This window comes from Nonomuraea sp. NPDC052116, assembly GCF_040680035.1.
Classification (GTDB): Bacteria; Actinomycetota; Actinomycetes; order Streptosporangiales; family Streptosporangiaceae; genus Nonomuraea; species Nonomuraea angiospora_A.
The window spans coordinates 324,263-340,530 of sequence record NZ_JBFAWA010000009.1 but is presented as its reverse complement, the minus strand read 5'-3'; the positions used below and the strand labels follow the sequence as shown (position 1 = coordinate 340,530).

The 16,268-nt window shown below is 71.1% G+C and carries 15 protein-coding genes and 1 pseudogene; 9 read left to right on the top strand and 7 right to left on the bottom strand.

The genetic code is table 11. The annotated features are described in order from the left end of the window. Positions 1-362 precede the first annotated feature (362 nt). Positions 363-1,379, top strand: a complete 1,017-nt coding sequence (locus AB0L65_RS20120; RefSeq protein WP_364247345.1) for a neutral zinc metallopeptidase — start codon at positions 363-365, stop codon at positions 1,377-1,379. A 312-nt stretch (positions 1,380-1,691) separates the two neighbouring features. Further along, positions 1,692-3,101 (top strand): LCP family protein, encoded by a 1,410-nt coding sequence (locus AB0L65_RS20115; protein WP_364247342.1) that lies wholly within the window; start codon positions 1,692-1,694, stop codon positions 3,099-3,101. 42 nt (positions 3,102-3,143) lie between these two features. Here AB0L65_RS20115 and AB0L65_RS20110 read toward each other — a convergent pair whose 3' ends face one another. Next, positions 3,144-5,180 (bottom strand): spermidine synthase, encoded by a 2,037-nt coding sequence (locus tag AB0L65_RS20110; RefSeq protein ID WP_355192399.1) that lies wholly within the window; start codon positions 5,178-5,180, stop codon positions 3,144-3,146. A 183-nt stretch (positions 5,181-5,363) separates the two neighbouring features. Here AB0L65_RS20110 and AB0L65_RS20105 point away from each other — a divergent pair, with 183 nt between their 5' ends. Further along, the gene (locus AB0L65_RS20105) at positions 5,364-6,722 is read left to right on the top strand and encodes a S8 family serine peptidase (RefSeq protein WP_364247339.1); all 1,359 of its coding nucleotides are present in this window, start codon (positions 5,364-5,366) and stop codon (positions 6,720-6,722) included. A 9-nt stretch (positions 6,723-6,731) separates the two neighbouring features. Here AB0L65_RS20105 and AB0L65_RS20100 read toward each other — a convergent pair whose 3' ends face one another. Beyond that, positions 6,732-7,457 (bottom strand): ABC transporter permease, encoded by a 726-nt coding sequence (locus tag AB0L65_RS20100; protein ID WP_364247337.1) that lies wholly within the window; start codon positions 7,455-7,457, stop codon positions 6,732-6,734. After that, positions 7,457-8,197 carry an ATP-binding cassette domain-containing protein gene (locus tag AB0L65_RS20095; RefSeq protein ID WP_364247334.1) on the bottom strand — a complete coding sequence of 247 codons (741 nt, stop codon included), beginning with the start codon at positions 8,195-8,197 and terminating at the stop codon, positions 7,457-7,459. The genes AB0L65_RS20100 and AB0L65_RS20095 overlap by 1 nt, the downstream gene beginning before the upstream one ends. Positions 8,198-8,263: 66 nt before the next feature. On the opposite strand from AB0L65_RS20095, the gene AB0L65_RS20090 reads away from it, so the two are divergent. Further along, the gene (locus AB0L65_RS20090; protein WP_364247333.1) at positions 8,264-8,929 is read left to right on the top strand and encodes a TetR/AcrR family transcriptional regulator; all 666 of its coding nucleotides are present in this window, start codon (positions 8,264-8,266) and stop codon (positions 8,927-8,929) included. Here AB0L65_RS20090 and AB0L65_RS20085 read toward each other — a convergent pair. Beyond that, the gene (locus AB0L65_RS20085) at positions 8,885-9,193 is read right to left on the bottom strand and encodes a DUF4190 domain-containing protein (RefSeq protein WP_363964346.1); all 309 of its coding nucleotides are present in this window, start codon (positions 9,191-9,193) and stop codon (positions 8,885-8,887) included. The two genes, AB0L65_RS20090 and AB0L65_RS20085, sit on opposite strands and share 45 nt — an antisense overlap. Positions 9,194-9,312: 119 nt before the next feature. On the opposite strand from AB0L65_RS20085, the gene AB0L65_RS20080 reads away from it, so the two are divergent. Continuing rightward, a complete protein-coding gene (locus AB0L65_RS20080; protein ID WP_355192389.1) occupies positions 9,313-10,104 on the top strand; it encodes an ion transporter in 792 nt (263 codons plus the stop codon). On the opposite strand, the gene AB0L65_RS20075 is transcribed toward AB0L65_RS20080, so the two are convergent. Further along, entirely contained in the window at positions 10,087-11,316 is a 1,230-nt protein-coding gene (locus AB0L65_RS20075; protein WP_364247330.1) for a low temperature requirement protein A, read from the bottom strand. The two genes, AB0L65_RS20080 and AB0L65_RS20075, sit on opposite strands and share 18 nt — an antisense overlap. Positions 11,317-11,318: 2 nt before the next feature. Next, complete coding sequence (rpsD, locus tag AB0L65_RS20070; protein ID WP_363965049.1) at positions 11,319-11,933, bottom strand: 30S ribosomal protein S4; 615 nt, start codon at positions 11,931-11,933, stop codon at positions 11,319-11,321. Positions 11,934-12,001: 68 nt separating this feature from the next. Here rpsD and AB0L65_RS20065 point away from each other — a divergent pair, with 68 nt between their 5' ends. The 3 genes from AB0L65_RS20065 (at position 12,002) to AB0L65_RS20055 (ending at position 15,024) form a co-directional block, all read left to right on the top strand. Next, positions 12,002-12,703, top strand: a complete 702-nt coding sequence (locus AB0L65_RS20065; RefSeq protein WP_364247329.1) for a DUF2470 domain-containing protein — start codon at positions 12,002-12,004, stop codon at positions 12,701-12,703. Positions 12,704-12,774: 71 nt separating this feature from the next. After that, positions 12,775-13,329 carry a hypothetical protein gene (locus AB0L65_RS20060; protein ID WP_364247327.1) on the top strand — a complete coding sequence of 185 codons (555 nt, stop codon included), beginning with the start codon at positions 12,775-12,777 and terminating at the stop codon, positions 13,327-13,329. Positions 13,330-13,635: 306 nt separating this feature from the next. Beyond that, a complete protein-coding gene (locus AB0L65_RS20055; RefSeq protein ID WP_364247324.1) occupies positions 13,636-15,024 on the top strand; it encodes an MFS transporter in 1,389 nt (462 codons plus the stop codon). A gap of 22 nt (positions 15,025-15,046) precedes the next feature. Here the strand turns inward: AB0L65_RS20055 and AB0L65_RS20050 are convergent, their stop codons facing one another. After that, positions 15,047-15,751, bottom strand: a complete 705-nt coding sequence (locus AB0L65_RS20050) for a TetR/AcrR family transcriptional regulator C-terminal domain-containing protein (protein WP_364247322.1) — start codon at positions 15,749-15,751, stop codon at positions 15,047-15,049. Here AB0L65_RS20050 and AB0L65_RS20045 point away from each other — a divergent pair. Continuing rightward, positions 15,668-16,234: pseudogene (locus tag AB0L65_RS20045) on the top strand (ATP-binding cassette domain-containing protein); the annotation flags it as partial. The gene AB0L65_RS20050 and the pseudogene AB0L65_RS20045 overlap by 84 nt on opposite strands. Positions 16,235-16,268: the final 34 nt, after the last annotated feature.

The following is a 16,268-nucleotide window of genomic DNA, read 5'->3' as shown; positions in this document are numbered from 1 at the left end:
GGCATTATCCACCCCCGCCACAGGGGCCAGGGCAGCCACAGAGGCCTCCCTCATTGCCGTGGCCGCCGCCGAACTACCGCCAGCCGCAGCCGCCGAGCCGGCAACCGTACCCGACGCCTCCGCCGCCCCCTCCACCGCCTCCCCCGCCGCCTCCGCAGGGGAACCCGTACCAGCAGGCGCCTCAGGGGCCCGCGTACCCGCAGCAGGCCTATCCCCAGGGCGGCCCGCAGTACCCGCCACCGCCGCCACCCTACGGGCAGCAGCAGCAATACCGGCAACCGCCGCCCCCGCCTCCACCGCCACCGCCGCCGCCCCCTTTGCCGCCGGCGCAGTGGGGGCCGCCGCAGCGCAGGAAGTCGGGCATGGGCGTCTTCGGCGTGATCGGCGGCGTGCTCGGGGGGATCGCCGCGCTGTTCGTGCTGATCGTCATCGCGTCGGCGCTGTTCAAGAGCGCGTCGAGATCGGAGACGACGACACCGGTCGCGATCCCGACATATGAGCCTTCGGAGCGCGCCACCAGCGACCCGTTCCCGACCCGCACGCGGCAGCCGACCCCGGCGGAGTCCGACTCGCCGACGCAGCAGCCCACCCAGGAGGAGACCCAGGAGCCGGAGACGACCCCGACGCAGCCTCCCAGGGTGACGCTGAACACGAGCCTGAAGAGCAACACCATGTACCGGGCGGGCTCGCTGCCCAGGCTGAGCTGCTCCGGCGGGAGCGCCAACATCTTCAACCACAGTCAGCTCAAGGCGTTGATCCTGAAGACCGGCAAGTGCATGGACCGGGCATGGGGGCCGATCCTGGAGAAGCAGGGCATCCAGTTCAGCGCGCCCAACTACGCCATCGCCGCCAAGCGGGGCCGGGGCGCGTGCGGCGACTATCCGTCGGCCGGGAGCATGGTGCCGTACTACTGCCCGCGCAACAACACGATCTACGCCTCCACCTCGGCGATGTCCCGGGGCAACGGCAACGCCCGCGGGTACGGCCAGATCATCCAGTGGCACGGCGGCATCATCAGCATGATGGCCCACGAGTACGGCCACCACATCCAGAACATCACCGGCCTGATGGACTCCTGGTGGCGCGCCACCCTCGACTCCTCCGGCCAGAGCGGCAAGCTGGCGCTCAGCAGGCGGCTCGAGCTGCAGGCGACCTGCTTCGGCGCCATGTGGATGCGGTCGGTGGCGGCGACGTACCCGGTGAGCACGTCCCTGCGCAGCCGCCTGTTCTCGTTCTACGCCCAGGTGGGCGACTATCCGGGGTGGCCGCGCGACCACGGCACGCCCGCCAACAACAACCGGTGGTTCCGGCAGGGCTGGGAGCGGGACAAGACGTACCAGTGCAACACCTGGATGGCGCCGTCCTCGACCGTCTCCTGAAAAAAGTTACGACCTACCCAAAACCCCATAAACGCGGCCCATCGTGCACGTAGTGTTCATCTCAGCTTGGGCACATGTCTCTGATGTCCAGATATGGGGACTAGAATCCTGGCAATCTTGTGCCCAACGGGGGGCAACGACAGTTTTGCCTGGTAGGCGTGTAAGGAGCCGGGTGTGAGCAATCGCGATGGGGCAGAAAACGTGCCAGGGGGCAACAAGAAACGGCGGCCCGTTCGCCGTCCGCGCCCTGGCTCCTCCTCCCCTCGCTTCGCCAAGCCCCTGACGACCGGATCCGTACTCGGGTGGACCGCTTTGTCCGCCATCGCGCCCGGCGCCGCACATCTGCGCGCCGGGCGCCGTCGTACCGGGCTGATCCTCCTCAGCGTGTACGCGGTGCTGCTCCTGGCGGCCCTGGCCTTCGGGCTGACCCGGAACATGCAGAACCTCACCGCGTTCGCCGGCGACGGGATGATGATGACCGTGGTCGTCGTGGCCTCGGTCCTCGCGCTGCTGTGGTTCGCGGTGCTGGTGACCTCGTACGTCGCGCTCGGGCCCAACCGCCTCAACCAGCAGGGCCAGGTGCTGACCGGCATCGTCGTCGGGGTGCTGTGCGTGGCGGTGATGTCGCCGTTCGCCCTGACCGCCAACTACGTGCTGACCGCGCGGGAAGCGATCAAGCAGATCTTCCCCTCGACGCCCGACCCCGAGGCCCCCGCCCCGGTCAAGGAGGGCGAGGACCCGTGGGGCGGCAAGGACCGCGTGAACTTCCTGCTGATCGGCGGCGACGCGGCCGGCAACCGCACCGGCGTGCGCACCGACAGCATGAACGTGGCCAGCATCGACCTCAAGACGGGCAACACCGTCCTGTTCAGCCTGCCGCGCAACCTGCAGCACGTGCGCTTCCCGCCGACCTCGCCGCTGCACAAGCAGTTCCCGAACGGCTACATGGCCGAGCTCCCCAACGGGGGCCTGCTCAACGAGGTCTGGCAGTACGCCAACGACAACCCGCAGCTCATGGGCGGCAAGAACAAGGGCCCCCGGGCGCTGATGGACGCCATCGGCTACACGCTGGGCCTCAAGATCGACTACTACATGCTGATGAACATGTACGGCTTCGCGGACCTCGTCGACGCCATCGGCGGCCTCAAGATCCGGGTCGAGCAGGACGTCAAGTGGGGCGGCCACTTCGGCACAGCGGGCACCATCAAGGCGGGCTACCGGAAGCTGTCGGGCGAGCAGGCCCTCTGGTACGGCCGCTCCCGGGTCAACAGCGACGACTTCTCCCGCATGGCCCGCCAGCGCTGCGTCATCGGCGCCTTCGCCCAGCAGGCCACCCCCACCGTGATCCTCACCAACTTCACCAGGATCGCCGGCGCGGCCAAGCGGCTGGCCCAGACCAACATCCCGCAGCACCTGGTGCAGCCGCTGGTGGAGCTGGCCGTCAAGGTCAAGGACGCCCGGATCACGAGCCTGCAGTTCGTGCCGCCGGAGTTCTACTCGGGCCGGCCCGACTGGGCGAAGATCCGCGTGGCCTCCAGGAAGGCGATCGCCGACTCCGGCCGGCCCGCCCGCCAGGCCCAGACGGCCAACGTGAGCGCGTCCCCGAGCGTCACGTCCTCGGCCACGCCGACCCGTACGCGCCAGGCGGCGGCGCCCACGCAGACGCCGACCAGGAACACCCAGAAGGGCGCCAAGTCCCTCGACGAGCTCTGCGGCCTGTGACCACGGCGCCGGCGGCGGGGAATCCCCCCGCCGCCGGTGCCATCAGGCGGTGACCGACTTCCGGGGCAGCAGCACCATCGCCCCGATGTAGAGCACCGCCGCCACGATCAGCAGCCCCTTGTACCCGATCACCAGCGCCGCGTACTCCAGGCAGCCGCCCACCATGGCCCCCAGCAGGTTCGCGCCGAAGGAGGTGGTCGCGTCGGCCGTCTCGGCGAAGCGCTTGGCGAAGACGACGTTCGCGGCGAAGATCGGCAGGAACGCCACCACCACGGCCGCCACCGCGCGCAGGGGCACCGGCAGGGACAGCAGCCACGAGTTCGGCACCAGCCAGGACAGCAGCAGGCCCGCGAGCAGCACGCCGTACATGACGGGCAGCGGCGGGGTGCGGAAGTGGCGGGTGACCTCGACGGCGGCGAGGACCGCGACCAGGACGCCGGCGAAGACGATCGCGTTGACCACCCACGTGGTGCCGAACAGCAGCGCGAACCCGGTCACGCTCTTCGTCTCCAGCAGCATGAACGCCACGCCGAGCAGGAACAGGTCCGCGTACGGCCGCATCCGCTCGTAGGGCCCGGCGACGACGCGGACGGCGAAGAGGCTGACGATGAGGATCAGGCCGAGCGTGATGATGTAGATCGGCGGGATCGTGGCGTCCTTGAGGTAGAGGAACGGCCGGTCGTCGTTGGCGGGCTGCGGGGTGCCGGGGGCGGCGCCGGGCCACTCCGACGCGCAGCGCTGCGCGTCGGCCGTCACGCCCGCCGTGATGACGGCCTGCTGGCCGGCGGTGCTGACGACGTCGACGCACGGCTTGTGGCCGAAGGCGCTCTGCATGGTGGAGGCGAGGCGGTCGACCAGCCAGCTCTCCCGGTAGTAGTTGTACATCGAGAAGGTGCCGCCCGGCTTGAGGTGGGCGCGGGCGGCCTTCATGGCCTCCTCGGTGAACAGGTAGCTCTCCAGGCGCAGCGAGCTCGCCCCGGAGACGAGGGTGAGCGAGTCGGGCAGGGCGAAGAGGATCAGGTCGTACTTGTCGCCCGTGCGCTCGAGGAAGGCGCGCCCGTCGGTGATGTGGGTGGTGACGCGCGGGTCGTCGTACGGCTTGTCGGGGTGGACCGAGCCGCCCAGCTCGCGCAGCTTGGGGTCGATCTCCACGGCGTCCACCCGGTTGGCGCCCTTGGACAGCGCGATGGCCACGTCGGTGCCGCTGCCCGCGCCGACGATGAGCACGTCCTTGGGCGGCTTGCTGGTCCGCTCGTACGGCAGGCCGTACTGGGCCTCCCACTGCAGCCGGGCGGCGGCGGGCACGGCCTGCTGGTGCGGGATGCCGTTCACGGAGATGTCGGTGACGGGCACGCCGAGCTGGGTGAGCTGGCGCGCGGTCACCTTGTAGTACGGCGACCAGATGGCCCCGGCGGTCAGCGTCTCCATCAGCAGCAGCCCCACCACGGCCAGCGAGGGCACGGTCACCAGGCCGAGGTAGAGCGAGCGCGGCCGGGGCATGAGCAGCAGCCCGTAGCAGATGGCCGCGACCAGCCCCCAGAACACCGGCGGCGCGCTCAGGAACGACAGCGCCGTGAACGCGGCGATCCCGCTGAGGCTGCCGATCAGGTCGTAGCGGTAGGCCTCCAGGCGCGGCAGCTCGGGGAAGCAGCGCCCGACGAGCTCGGCGGGGCCCATGAGCACCAGCGCGGCGGCGGCGAAGATCACCGGCAGGATCAGCCACGCGGGCGGGCCGCTGGTGGACAGGCTCGTCCAGTACAGGACGCCCTCGGTGTTCCTGTCGACGGTCACGGGGAACGTCAGGACGACGGCGACCAGGACGGCCAGCACGACGGGCGAGTAGTACGGCTGCCGCCGCGACCGCCCCACGCGCAGGAAGCCGAGCCCGATGCCCAGGAACGAGCCGAGCAGCACGAAGTTGGTGAAATAGCTGAGGTGGACGATGTTGGACCCGGTCCACCGGATCAGCGCCAGCTCGAGGAACAGCATGAAGGCACTGGCGAGGACGAGCCTCGGCCGCACCGCCAGCCAGTGAGCTTTTTCTCCGTCGTCGACCGGCATCTGCGCCTGGAGCGTCATGATTCGACACCGTAGTGAACAGACCGGGAACACGGAAGCCTGACGCCCCGGAAGAAATGTCATCCGGTTCGCACTAATTAGGGCATTTGTGCAGGTCAAACCCTTGAAAGGCGCTGGACGCCGGGGCGATGAATGGAGGAATCTTGGGGAGTTCATTCCCTCCACGAGATTCGGTGGTGAAACATGCGGGTCCTGATCCAGCTCCGCCCCTCCCCCGATCTGGTCGCGGCCGTCGCCGACCCGGATCAGAGCGCCACCACGGCCGACGTGGCCGACGGGCTGCCCGGGGTCGAGCTCGACACCGCGTACGTCCCCGTGGCGGTCGCGCGGCCCGTCCCCATCGCCGGGGGCGACCCCCTCTCGCTCAACCAGCCGCTCGACTTCTCGCTGGCCGCCGAGGACGCCTCCGTGCTGGTGCGCGGCACGATCTCGGACGACGAGCTGGCCTCCAGGGTCACGCTGCTGCCCGCGCTGCGGCCCGACGTGGTCGGCGTCTACGCCGACCCGGTGATCGCGACCACGCGCACGTGCGGGGGCGACCCGCCGGTCGGCACCTGGCACGACGTGGAGCGGCTGCTGAACGTGCCGGGGCTGAGCGCCGAGGGCCTCGACGGCAGCGGGGTGGCGCTGGCCGTGCTCGACACCGGGATCAACGCGGCCCACACCGCCAGGCAGCTCGGCCGGGGCGTCACGCTGGACGCCGAGCGGTCCTGGAGCCCGCAGGGCGTGTCGGGCAAGGCGGGCGAGTTCGAGGTCGATCACGGGACGATGTGCGCGTTCGACACGCTCATCGCCGCTCCCCAGGCGTCGCTGATCGACATCCCGGTCCTGCTGTCCACCCGGCCCGGCGGCTCGGCGCTGGACGGGCTGCTGTCGGACGCGGTGTCGGCGTTCGCGCACCTGCGCAGTGTGCTCGCCGCCCAGCCCGCCGAGTCCAGGGCGCTGGTGGTGAGCAACTCGTGGGGCTCCTTCTCCCCCGAGTGGGACTTCCCCGTCGGGCATCCGGGCAACTACTCCGACAACGCCGCCCACCCGTTCAACCTGATGGTGGCCGAGCTCGACCGGGCGGGCGCGGACGTGCTGTTCGCGGCGGGCAACTGCGGCACCCAGTGCCCCGACGGCCGGTGCGTCTACCCCAACCGGCCCATCGTCGGCGCCAACTCCCACCCAAAGGCCCTGTCCGTCGGCGGCGTCGACATCAACGGGGAGCGCGTGGGCTACTCCTCGCAGGGCCCCGGGCGGCTGACCGCCCGCAAGCCCGACTTCTGCGCCTACACCCACTTCTCCGGGTCGAAGGCGTTCGGGGACGACGAGCCCGACTCGGGCACCTCCGCGGCGACGCCGGTGGCCGCCGGGCTCGTCGCCGCCGTCCGCACCCTGTGGCCGTCGACCCGGCTGTCGCCCACCCAGCTGCGGGCGCTGCTGCGGCGCACCGCCGAGGACCGCAGCGAGGTGGGCTTCGACTACGACTACGGCTACGGGAACGTGGACCCGGCGGGGATCATCGCCGCGCTGCGGCGGCGCGCCAGGAACGCGGCCTGAACGGCGCTCTCAGGCGTTCTCCCGGTTGAAGACCCGGGTCCCGACCGTGAGGCTGACCGCGGCGAAGACCACGGTCACGGCCACTCCCAGGCCCACGGTGCCCGTCAGGTAGTGCCCCTCGAACAGGTCGCGCAGCGCCTCCAGCGTGTACCTGAACGGGCTGATGTGCGAGATGGCGTCGAGCCAGCCCGGCGCCATCGACATCGGCAGGAACGAGCCGGACAGCAGCACCAGCGGGATCACCGCCGTGGACATCACGGGCGCGAACAGGTGCTCGTTCATCGTCAGCGCGATGGCGTACGACAGCGCGGCCAGGCTGCTCCCGAGCACGATCACCAGCACGAACCCGGCCGCCAGCCCAAGCGCGGGAGCCCGTAGGCCGAAGGCGAAGGCGACCACGAGGAGCAAAAGCGTCTGGATCGTCATGGTGAGCGCGTTGTTGAGCACGCGCCCGAGCAGCAGCGCCAGCCGGCTGGCCGGGGTGACGCGCATGCGCTCCAGCACGCCGGAGCGCTTCTCGAACACCACCCCGAACCCGGCGAGCCCCATGCTCATGAGCCCGAGCTGGATGATGAGGCCGGGGACGAGCGTCTCCCACGTGCCGAACGTGGTGAAGATGGGCCCGAACAGCACCAGGAAGAGCAGCGGCTGGATCGCGCCGAAGACCATGCCGACCTTCTGCTGGAGCGTGACGCGCACGCCGTGGCGGAACAGCACCCAGGTGTCACGCAGCATCAGACGCCCGCTTCCTCGCGTAGGGACCTGCCGGTGATGTCCAGGAACACCTCGTCGAGCGTGCGCCCGCCGGTCTTCAGCTCGGCCGGGGCGCCCTCGGCCACGATCCGGCCGTGGTCGATGATCACTATCCGGTCGCAGAGCGCGTCGGCCTCGTCCAGGTAGTGGGTGGTGAGGAAGACCGTCATGCCCCGCTCGGCGCGCAGCGAGCGGATGTGGTCCCACAGGTTGGCCCGGCTCTGCGGGTCGAGGCCCGTCGTGGGCTCGTCGAGGAAGAGCAGGACCGGGTCGTGCAGCAGGGCGAACGCGATGTCGAAGCGGCGGCGCTGCCCGCCGGACAGCGCCGCGCCGGGCTTCGACTCCAGGCCCGTGAGTTCGAGCCGCTCCAGCGCCTCCCGCGTCTTGGTCTCCGCCGTCGCCCTGCTCAGGCCGTACAGCATGCCCTGGAGCACGAGCTCACCCATCAGCGGCGAGGTCGGCGACGTCCCGCCGGTCTGGGAGACGTAGCCGATGCGCCTGCGCACCTCCTTCGCGTCGCCGAGCAGGTCGTGGCCGGCCACCGTGGCGGTGCCGGACGTGGGGCGCAGCAGCGTGGTCAGCATGCGCATGGTCGTGGTCTTGCCGGCGCCGTTCGGACCGAGGAACCCGACGATCTCGCCGGGCCCGACCGATAGGTCGACGCCTTTGACGGCCTCTACGCCGCCGTCGAAGGTCTTGCTCAGACCTGAAGTCCTGATCATTTCATCGCCTCCAAAATTAGGGTAACCACAATTTTGGTGTCACTGCAAACTTGGTACGATGGAGGCATGCAAGAGGGGCTGCGGGAGCGGAAGAAGCGCGAGACCAGGCAGCGCATCGCGGACGTCGCGATGGGGCTGTTCATGGCCAAGGGGTTCGACAACGTGACCGTGGCCGAGGTGGCGCGGGCCGCCGACGTGTCGGTCAACACGGTGTTCAACTACTTCAGCACCAAGGAGGACCTCTTCGCCGACCGGCAGGAGGTGGCCGTCGACCTGGCCCCGCGTGTGCTGCGCGAGCGCGAGCCCGGGGAGAGCGTGGTGCGGGCGTTCCGCCGCGACTTCCTCGACGCGCTCGACACCCGCCACTGGCGCTACGGGCTCAACGCGGGAGTCGACGTGTTCGCCAGGATCGTCGACGAGGCCCCCTCGCTGGGCGCCAAGCTACGCGAGATCGGCGAGGAGCGGGAGCGCGTGCTGGCGCAGGCGCTCGCCGACGAGCTCGAGGCCGACCCCGACGACCTGACGCCGCGGCTGGTGGCCTCCCACCTCCTCAACACGACGCGGCTGCTCGGCGACCACTCGATCCGCCGGCTCCTCGCGGGCGAGGACTGGGAGAGCATCGCGCCCGGCCTGCGGGCCCAGGCGGAGCAGGCCTTCGACCTGCTGGAGTCGGGCCTGGGCGACCTGCTAGCTGGAAAGGGCCCCGGTGACCAGCATGAGCCCGAACATTAGGACGACGAAGCCGAGGGTGATCATCATCAGGACCGAGCTGACGATGCCGCAGATGCGCCCGGCCTGCACCATGCCGCGGTTCTCGTAGTAGTAGCCGCTCTCGTCGATCTCGCGCAGCGCCCTGTTGCCCATCGACCAGGCGAAGGGGCCGATGAACGTGCAGACCACCAGGCTCAGGATGCCCAGCACCAGGATGGCGGTGCCCTGGGGGTGGGTCTGGGGTGGCGGCCCGTAGTAGGAGGGACCGTAGTTCGGATAGGACATGCTCGCTCGGCGCCCTCACCATTCGTCGCTCAGGTGCGTTTTTATACCACAGACATCGGCTTGATCATGTTGCGCCATCATGGTGGGGCACATGACCAAGCCCTTAGGAGCCTGCCCCCGTGCGTGAACGCACCGCCGCCTTCCTCGCCCGCGAAAGCTTCCAGCGGTTCATCGTCGGCGTCATCCTGCTCAACGCGGCCACGCTGGGTCTCGAGACCTTCCCCGCGGTGGTCGCGCGCTTCGGCCACCTGCTCACCGTGGTCGACCACATCGCGCTGTACGTCTTCGCCGTCGAGCTGATCGCCAAGATCTACGTCGAGCGCTCCAGGTTCCTCCGCGACCCGTGGAACGTCTTCGACGCCGCGATCGTCCTCATCGCCTTCATGCCCGCAACGGGCGGCCTGTCCGTGCTGCGCTCGCTGCGCATCCTGCGTGCCCTGCGGCTGCTGTCGGTCGTGCCGAGCCTGCGCCGCGTCGTCTCGGCACTGCTGCGGGCCATGCCGGGGATGAGCTCGATCGTGGTGCTGCTCGGCCTGGTGCTCTACGTGGCCGCCGTCATGGCCACCAAGCTCTACGGGAGCACCTCCCCCGAGCGCTTCGGCAGCCTGCCGACCTCGCTGTTCACCCTCTACCAGACGATGACCGGCGACGACTGGGGCAACATCGCCAGGGAGGTGATGACCCGCCATCCGTCGGCCTGGGTCTTCTTCACCATCTTCATCCTGATCTGCACGTTCGTGATCCTGAACCTCTTCATGGCCGTGGTCGTCAGCGCCATGGACGAGGAGAACGCCGAGGAACGCGCCGAGGAGCGCGCGGTGCTGGAGGACACCAGCGAGCACACCCAGCGGATCCTCGACGAGCTGGCCGAGCTGCGCAAGGAGGTCGCCGAGCTACGCCGGCTGGACTGAGCCCTCCTGGGCCGTGCCGCCGCGGTGCCGGTAGGCCACCCGCCACAGGGCGACGACCAGCAGCAGCGCGACCACGGCCCAGCCCTCGACGAGCCCGGACACCGCACCCACCGCCAGCGGCGCGGCCACGGACGGCAGGGCCCATCCCCAGATCCACCGCCGCTCGGCGCCGCTCGCCACGCCGAGCACGGCGGAGGCGGCGAAGTAGACGGCCAGACCGGCGGCCAGCACCCAGCCGATGCCGCCGTGCGGGTGCGCGGCCGGGTCCGCGGCGACCGCGCCGAGCCCGGCCGCGGTCGCGGTGATGCCCGCGGTCATCGCGAAGTGCGCGGGCAGCGCCACGTACGCGCGCAGCCCCCGCTCGGCCGCGCCCGGCACCGCGCTCACGCCGTACTGCAGGGTCAGCCACCACAGCGAGACGATCAGCCCGAACCCGGCCACCGCCGCCAGACCGAGCTGCAGGTCCCAGGAATGCCCGGAGGAGGCCATCACGACCTGCATGACGGCCTCGCCGAGCACGATGATCACGAACAGGCCGAGCCGCTCACCGAGATGAGCGGGGTCGAGCACGGCGGCCTTGACCCGCGCCGCCGGGCGCACCACCGGCCCGTCGCCCCTGCGCCGGTCACGCTGCTCCAGCCGCTGCGCCTGCCGCAGGGCCTGGTGCTCCATCTCCTTGATCAGGCGCTCCGGCCTGCGGCTCTGGAGCACCGAGAAGATCAGGTCGAGCACGGCGCCCAGCCCCCAGAGGAAGTAGCGCGCCGGGCCTTGGACGCCGATGGAGGCGAACCACGGGATCAGGCCGGCGCCGAGCTGGGCCGCCGGCCACGCCGTCAGGATCGTGCCGGCGCGCTGCAGGGTCTGCGAGGCGCCGACCCTGCAGGTGATGTAGGCGGCGATGAACCAGCCGTCATGCGTGTCGCCGGTCTCCTTCAGCACGTGCGCCACGTCGGGCGCGGCCGCGGCCATCACCGCGATGCCGAACATGCCGATCAGCATGCCGCGGGTGCGGGTGCGCTCGGCCTCGGCGTTCGAATAGAGCGTCAGTGTCGTCCACACGCTCCACACGGCGTAGTAGAGCACCGCGAACAACGCGACGTTCTCCCACGTGGGGTGCTCCAGCCGGTGGGCCAGCTGCGCCACCGCCACGACGACCACCAGGTCGAAGAACAGCTCTAACCAACTCGCATGACGCTCTACCGGTTCGCTCACGGCTAACGAGAATAGAACTCCACGACGAGTTGCTCCTCCACGGGGACCACGATCTGTTCGCGTTCGGGGCGGTTCACCAGCGTGAACGTCAAATTGGCGTGATCCACGGAGAGGTAGGCCGCGGTGCGCTCGTCGGCGTACACGCCTTCGGCGGCGGCCACGAACGGCTGCATCCGGCGGGAGCGCTCCCGCACCGTGACCACCTGCCCGGGCTTGACCAGGTAGCTGGGGATGTCCACCTTGCGGCCGTCCACGGCGATGTGGCCGTGGTTGACGTACTGCCGCGCCGCGTAGATGGACGGCGCCAGCCCGGCGCGCAGCACGAGCGAGGCCAGGCGGCTCTCCAGCAGCGTCACCAGCTCGGCGCCGGACGCGCCCGACTTGCGGACGGCGAGGTCCCAGTAGCGGCGCAGCTGCCGCTCCGACACGTCGTAGTACCAGCGCAGCTTCTGCTTCTCCATCAGCCGCAGCCCGTAGTCGCCGGTGCTGCGGCGGTTGGTCTTGCGGCCGTGCTCGCCCGGCGGATAGGGGCGCTGCTCGAAGTAGCGGACGGCTTTCCTGGTCAGCGGGACGCCCGCGCGACGCGACAGTCGCACCTTGGGGCCGGTGTAGCGCACGTTCACCTCAATGTGATTAGGTAATCCTTACTTAGGGAAGCCTAACCTATCATTGAAACGGAGGGCCCATGCTGCCGATCCCCGAGCGGGTCCGCACCCTCGCCGCGACCGCGAACGTCGCCAAGCTGTCCGTCGACGGAGCGCCCTCGCCGGCCCGGGGAGGCGTGGACGAGCGCGGCCGGCCCGTGCTCCTGGTGCTGCCGGGCGAGCCCCTGCACCCCCTGCGCGAGGACGCCGTCGTGGCGGTGAACCTGACGGCGATGCGGCAACTGGGCGACGCCACCCATCCGCGCGGGCTGCTCGAGGTGCAGGGGTGGGCGGAGGCCGTGCCGGAGAGCGAGGCGCGGGGCGCGGCGGTCGCGGTGGCCGCCCACAGCGCCGACGAGAGCCTGTTCGACGCGCTCGAGCGGTTCGGGGAGCGCTCCGCGCCCCGGCTGCTGCGGCTGGACGTGGGACAGGTCGTGTACCTGACCGGGCAGGAGTCGGGGCTGCTGGACGCCGACGACTACCTGGGCGCGGCGCCGGACCCGCTGGCGGAGACGGCCGAGCGGGTGCTCTCGCACGTCAACGCCTCGCACCGGGCGCAGCTCACCGCGGGCGTGTCCCGGCAGCTCGGCGAGGAGGCCGGCGAGGTGTGGCTGTGGGAGCTGGACCGGTTCGGGGCGACCGTACGGGTGGACGAGGCGCTGATCCGCTTCCCGTGGCCGACCCCGGCCCGCTCCGGCCTGTGCCTGGAGACGGCGCTGCGCGGGCTGCTGTGCTCCTGTTGATGATCACAATTAACTCTCCGATTTGTCCGGATCGGCCCTGGCATCGGCGGCACCTCTCTAGCATTTGAGGCGTGACCGGCACGGAGCGATCATCGGAGCCCGACCCGTTCGCCGACGAGGGCGGGCGGCGAGGGCGGATACTGATGATCGCCGGCGCGCTGGTCGGCACGCTCATGCTGGCCTCGGCGGGGATTCTGGTGGGCGGGGCGTCCACCGCCAGGCGGCTGGACGCGGTCGACTGGCACCGCACCGGCCCCGGCGCCCGTGACGGATCCATCCCGGTCGCCACCGAATCCCGCCTCCGCACCGCCCCCACCACCCTCGGCCCCGCGCGCACCGCCCTCGGCCCCTCCGCGTCCCCGGCGCGCTCCCCCTCCGCGCACCCGGCGCACTCCGCCGCCGCCGCGCACCGCCCCACCCCCAAGGCGCACCCGACCCCACGGCGGACGAACTCCACGCGGCCGACCCCCGCCTCGGTTTCTCGCACGCCCACCCCTGAGCCGGCCACGGCCTCCCCAGCGGTGCGGCCGACCCGCTCGTCCACCGCGCCGCCCCCCACCGCCGCCACGCCGCCCGGCCGCACGCACGTTCCGCCCGGCCAGACGCGCCACCCCAGAAAGCACTGAACCCTCCTCTACGGCTGCGCACGCCGGCCTTCAGGCCCGCGCTTAACGGCTGCGCACGGCGGGCCGCGCGCCGATCTTCAAGCTCGTCTTTTACGGCTCCGCACGGTGGGCCGCACGCGCCGACGTCCGTTTCCGCCTGTCATGGCCGGTCGTGAAGGCTCACGGGCTGCTCGCCGTGACGACGCGCACTCTTGACCGGCTCCGTGGCAATCCCCGCCCGGAAGAATCTTGGCCTCATTATGGAATGAAGCATTCCGTTCTGCTATTCTGGAACAGAACAAGCCGTTCCGATCCAGGAGGCCGTGGATGACCATCCTCGACACCCGCCCCGCGCAGACGCCCGCCACCCCCGCCCCCTACAAGTGGCGCTGGCCCGCGCTCGCGGTGGTCCTCGCCGGTTCGGTGATGGAGCTGCTCGACGCGACCGTCACCAACGTCGCCGGCCCGACGATGCGGGCCGACCTCGGCGGCGGCACCTCCCTGATCCAGTGGCTCGGCGCGGCCTACACCCTCGCCATGACCGCGGGCCTGCTCACCGGCGGGCGGCTCGGGGACATCGTGGGGCGCAAGCGCATGTTCCTCATCGGCGTCGTCGGGTTCACCGTCGGGTCGCTGCTGTGCGCCCTGGCCGCCTCCCCCGAGACGATCATCGCGGCCAGGGTCGTGCAGGGGCTGTTCGGGGCGGCGATGATCCCCCAGGGCATGGGGCTGATGAAGGAGATGTTCCCGCCCAAGGAGCTGGCGGTCGCGATGGGGATGTTCGGGCCGGTCATGGGGCTGTCCGCGGTGGGCGGGCCGATCCTGGCGGGCGCGCTGACCGGCGTCGACTGGCGGCTGATCTTCCTGATCAACCTGCCGATCGGGGCCGCCGCCGCGCTGGCCGCCCTGCGCTTCCTGCCCGCCTCCCGCCCGGTCAAGGGCGTGCGGCTCGATCTGCCGGGCGCCGTGCTCGCCTCCGCGGGCACCGTTCTCATGGTCTTCCCGCTGGTCCAGGGGCGCGAGAGCGGCTGGCCGGCGTGGGCGTTCGCGATGATGGCGGCCTCCGCGGCGGTGTTCGCGGTCTTCGCGGCCTACGAGAAGCGCAGGGCCCGGCGCGGCGGCGACCCGCTGGTGGCGCCCAGCCTGTTCGGCAAGCGGGCGTTCGTCTCGGGCATGGCGACCGGCACGATCTACTTCGCCGCCTTCACCGGGTTCTTCCTCGTGATCGGCCTCTACACCCAGCTCGGCCTGGGCTACTCCCCGCTCAAGGCGGCGCTGACCAGCGTGCCCTCGTCGCTGGGCATGATCGCGGGCATGGGCGTCGCGCAGGCCGCCCGCAGGCACGGCCGCAAGGTGCTGCTGTCCGGCGCGATCGTCATGGGGCTCGGCGTGACCGGTGTGATCGCCGTCGCCGCTCCCGGGGTCACGCCGTGGCAGCTCGCCCCGGCGCTGGCGGTGGCCGGGCTGGGCAGCGGACTGATCATGAGCCCGTACTTCAGCATCGTGATGGCCGCCGTCGAGCCCCAGGAGACCGGCTCCGCCTCCGGCGCGCTGACCGCGCTCCAGCAGGTGGGCGGGGCGCTGGGCCTGGCCCTGCTGGGCACCCTCTACTTCGGCACCGGGAGCGTCACGATCACGCTGTGGGTGGCGGCCGGGATGATCGCCACGACGTTCGCGGTCGGCCTGATGCTCCCGAAGCAGGCCCGCGAGGACTGACGGCCCCCCGAAGGCGGCCGGCTCACCCGAGCCGGCCGTCTTCGCGTCTACGCGACTGCTCCATGCCGTCCAGCAGGTAGCCGAGGCCCTCGTCGAACGTGGCGTCCCACGCGTGGTCGAGGCCGTGCTCGGCGAGGGCCGGGTAACGGTCGGCGCGCTCCCTGAGGAACTCGCCGGTGTCGTCCCGGTCGCGGTCCTGCCAGGTCACCTGCATGACGACCGAGCCCATGACGTAGTTGGACAGGCTGTACGCGGCGGGCTTGGGGGCGGCGAATCCGGCGGCCGCCAGGGTCGCGTAGAGGAACTCGGTGCGCTCCAGCGCGTTCGGCCCCATGAGCGGGCGGTCGAGGATGGTGGCCGACCACGGATGCCGCAGCAGGGCCGCGCGCCAGCCGCCGATGAGCTCGCGTACGGCCCCCTGCCACCCGGAGCCGCCCGCCGGCAGCCGCACCTCCCCGAAGACGGCGTCCAGGGCCAGGTCGAGGACGTCGTCCTTGGTCTTGACGTGCCAGTAGAGCGTGGTCGAGCCGGTGTCGAGCCGCTCGGCCAGGCGGCGCATGGTCAGCCGGGCCACGCCTTCCTCGTCGAGCAGCGCGACCGCCTCGGCCACGATCCGGTCGAGCGTCAGCGTCTGCCTCGGCGCGGGCTGCTGCGGCCGTTCTCCACCGAGGTCCGGTACGGCGAGCGGGTCGGTGTGCTGGGACAGAACGGCACCGGCAAGTCCCACTTCCTGCGCCTGCTGGCGGGCGAGCCGATCGCGCACACCGGCGTGGCCCGCCTGGGCGCCAGGGTGTCAGCCGGGCATTTCACCCAGACCCACGCGCGGCCCGACCTGGTCGGGCGGGCCGCCGCCGACGTGGTGATGCGGGAGTACGCGCTGACCCGCAACGAGGCGATGGCGGCGCTGGCCCGTTACGAGCTGGCGCCGGCGGGCGGGCAACCGTTCGAGACGCTGTCGGGCGGGCAGCAGGCCCGGCTGCAGATCCTGCTGCTGGAGCTGTCGGGGGCGACGCTGCTGCTGCTCGACGAGCCGACGGACAACCTCGACCTGGCCGGCGCGGAGGCGCTCCAGCAGGGGCTCGCGGGGTTCGAGGGGACGGTGCTGGCGGTCACGCACGACCGCTGGTTCGCCGCCGACCTCGACCGCCATCTGGTGTTCGGCGCGGACGGGCTCGTACGGGAGAGCGACGTCCCCCGCTGGGACCTCTGACGTTACGGGGCGGCGGCGCGCTCGCGACACAGGG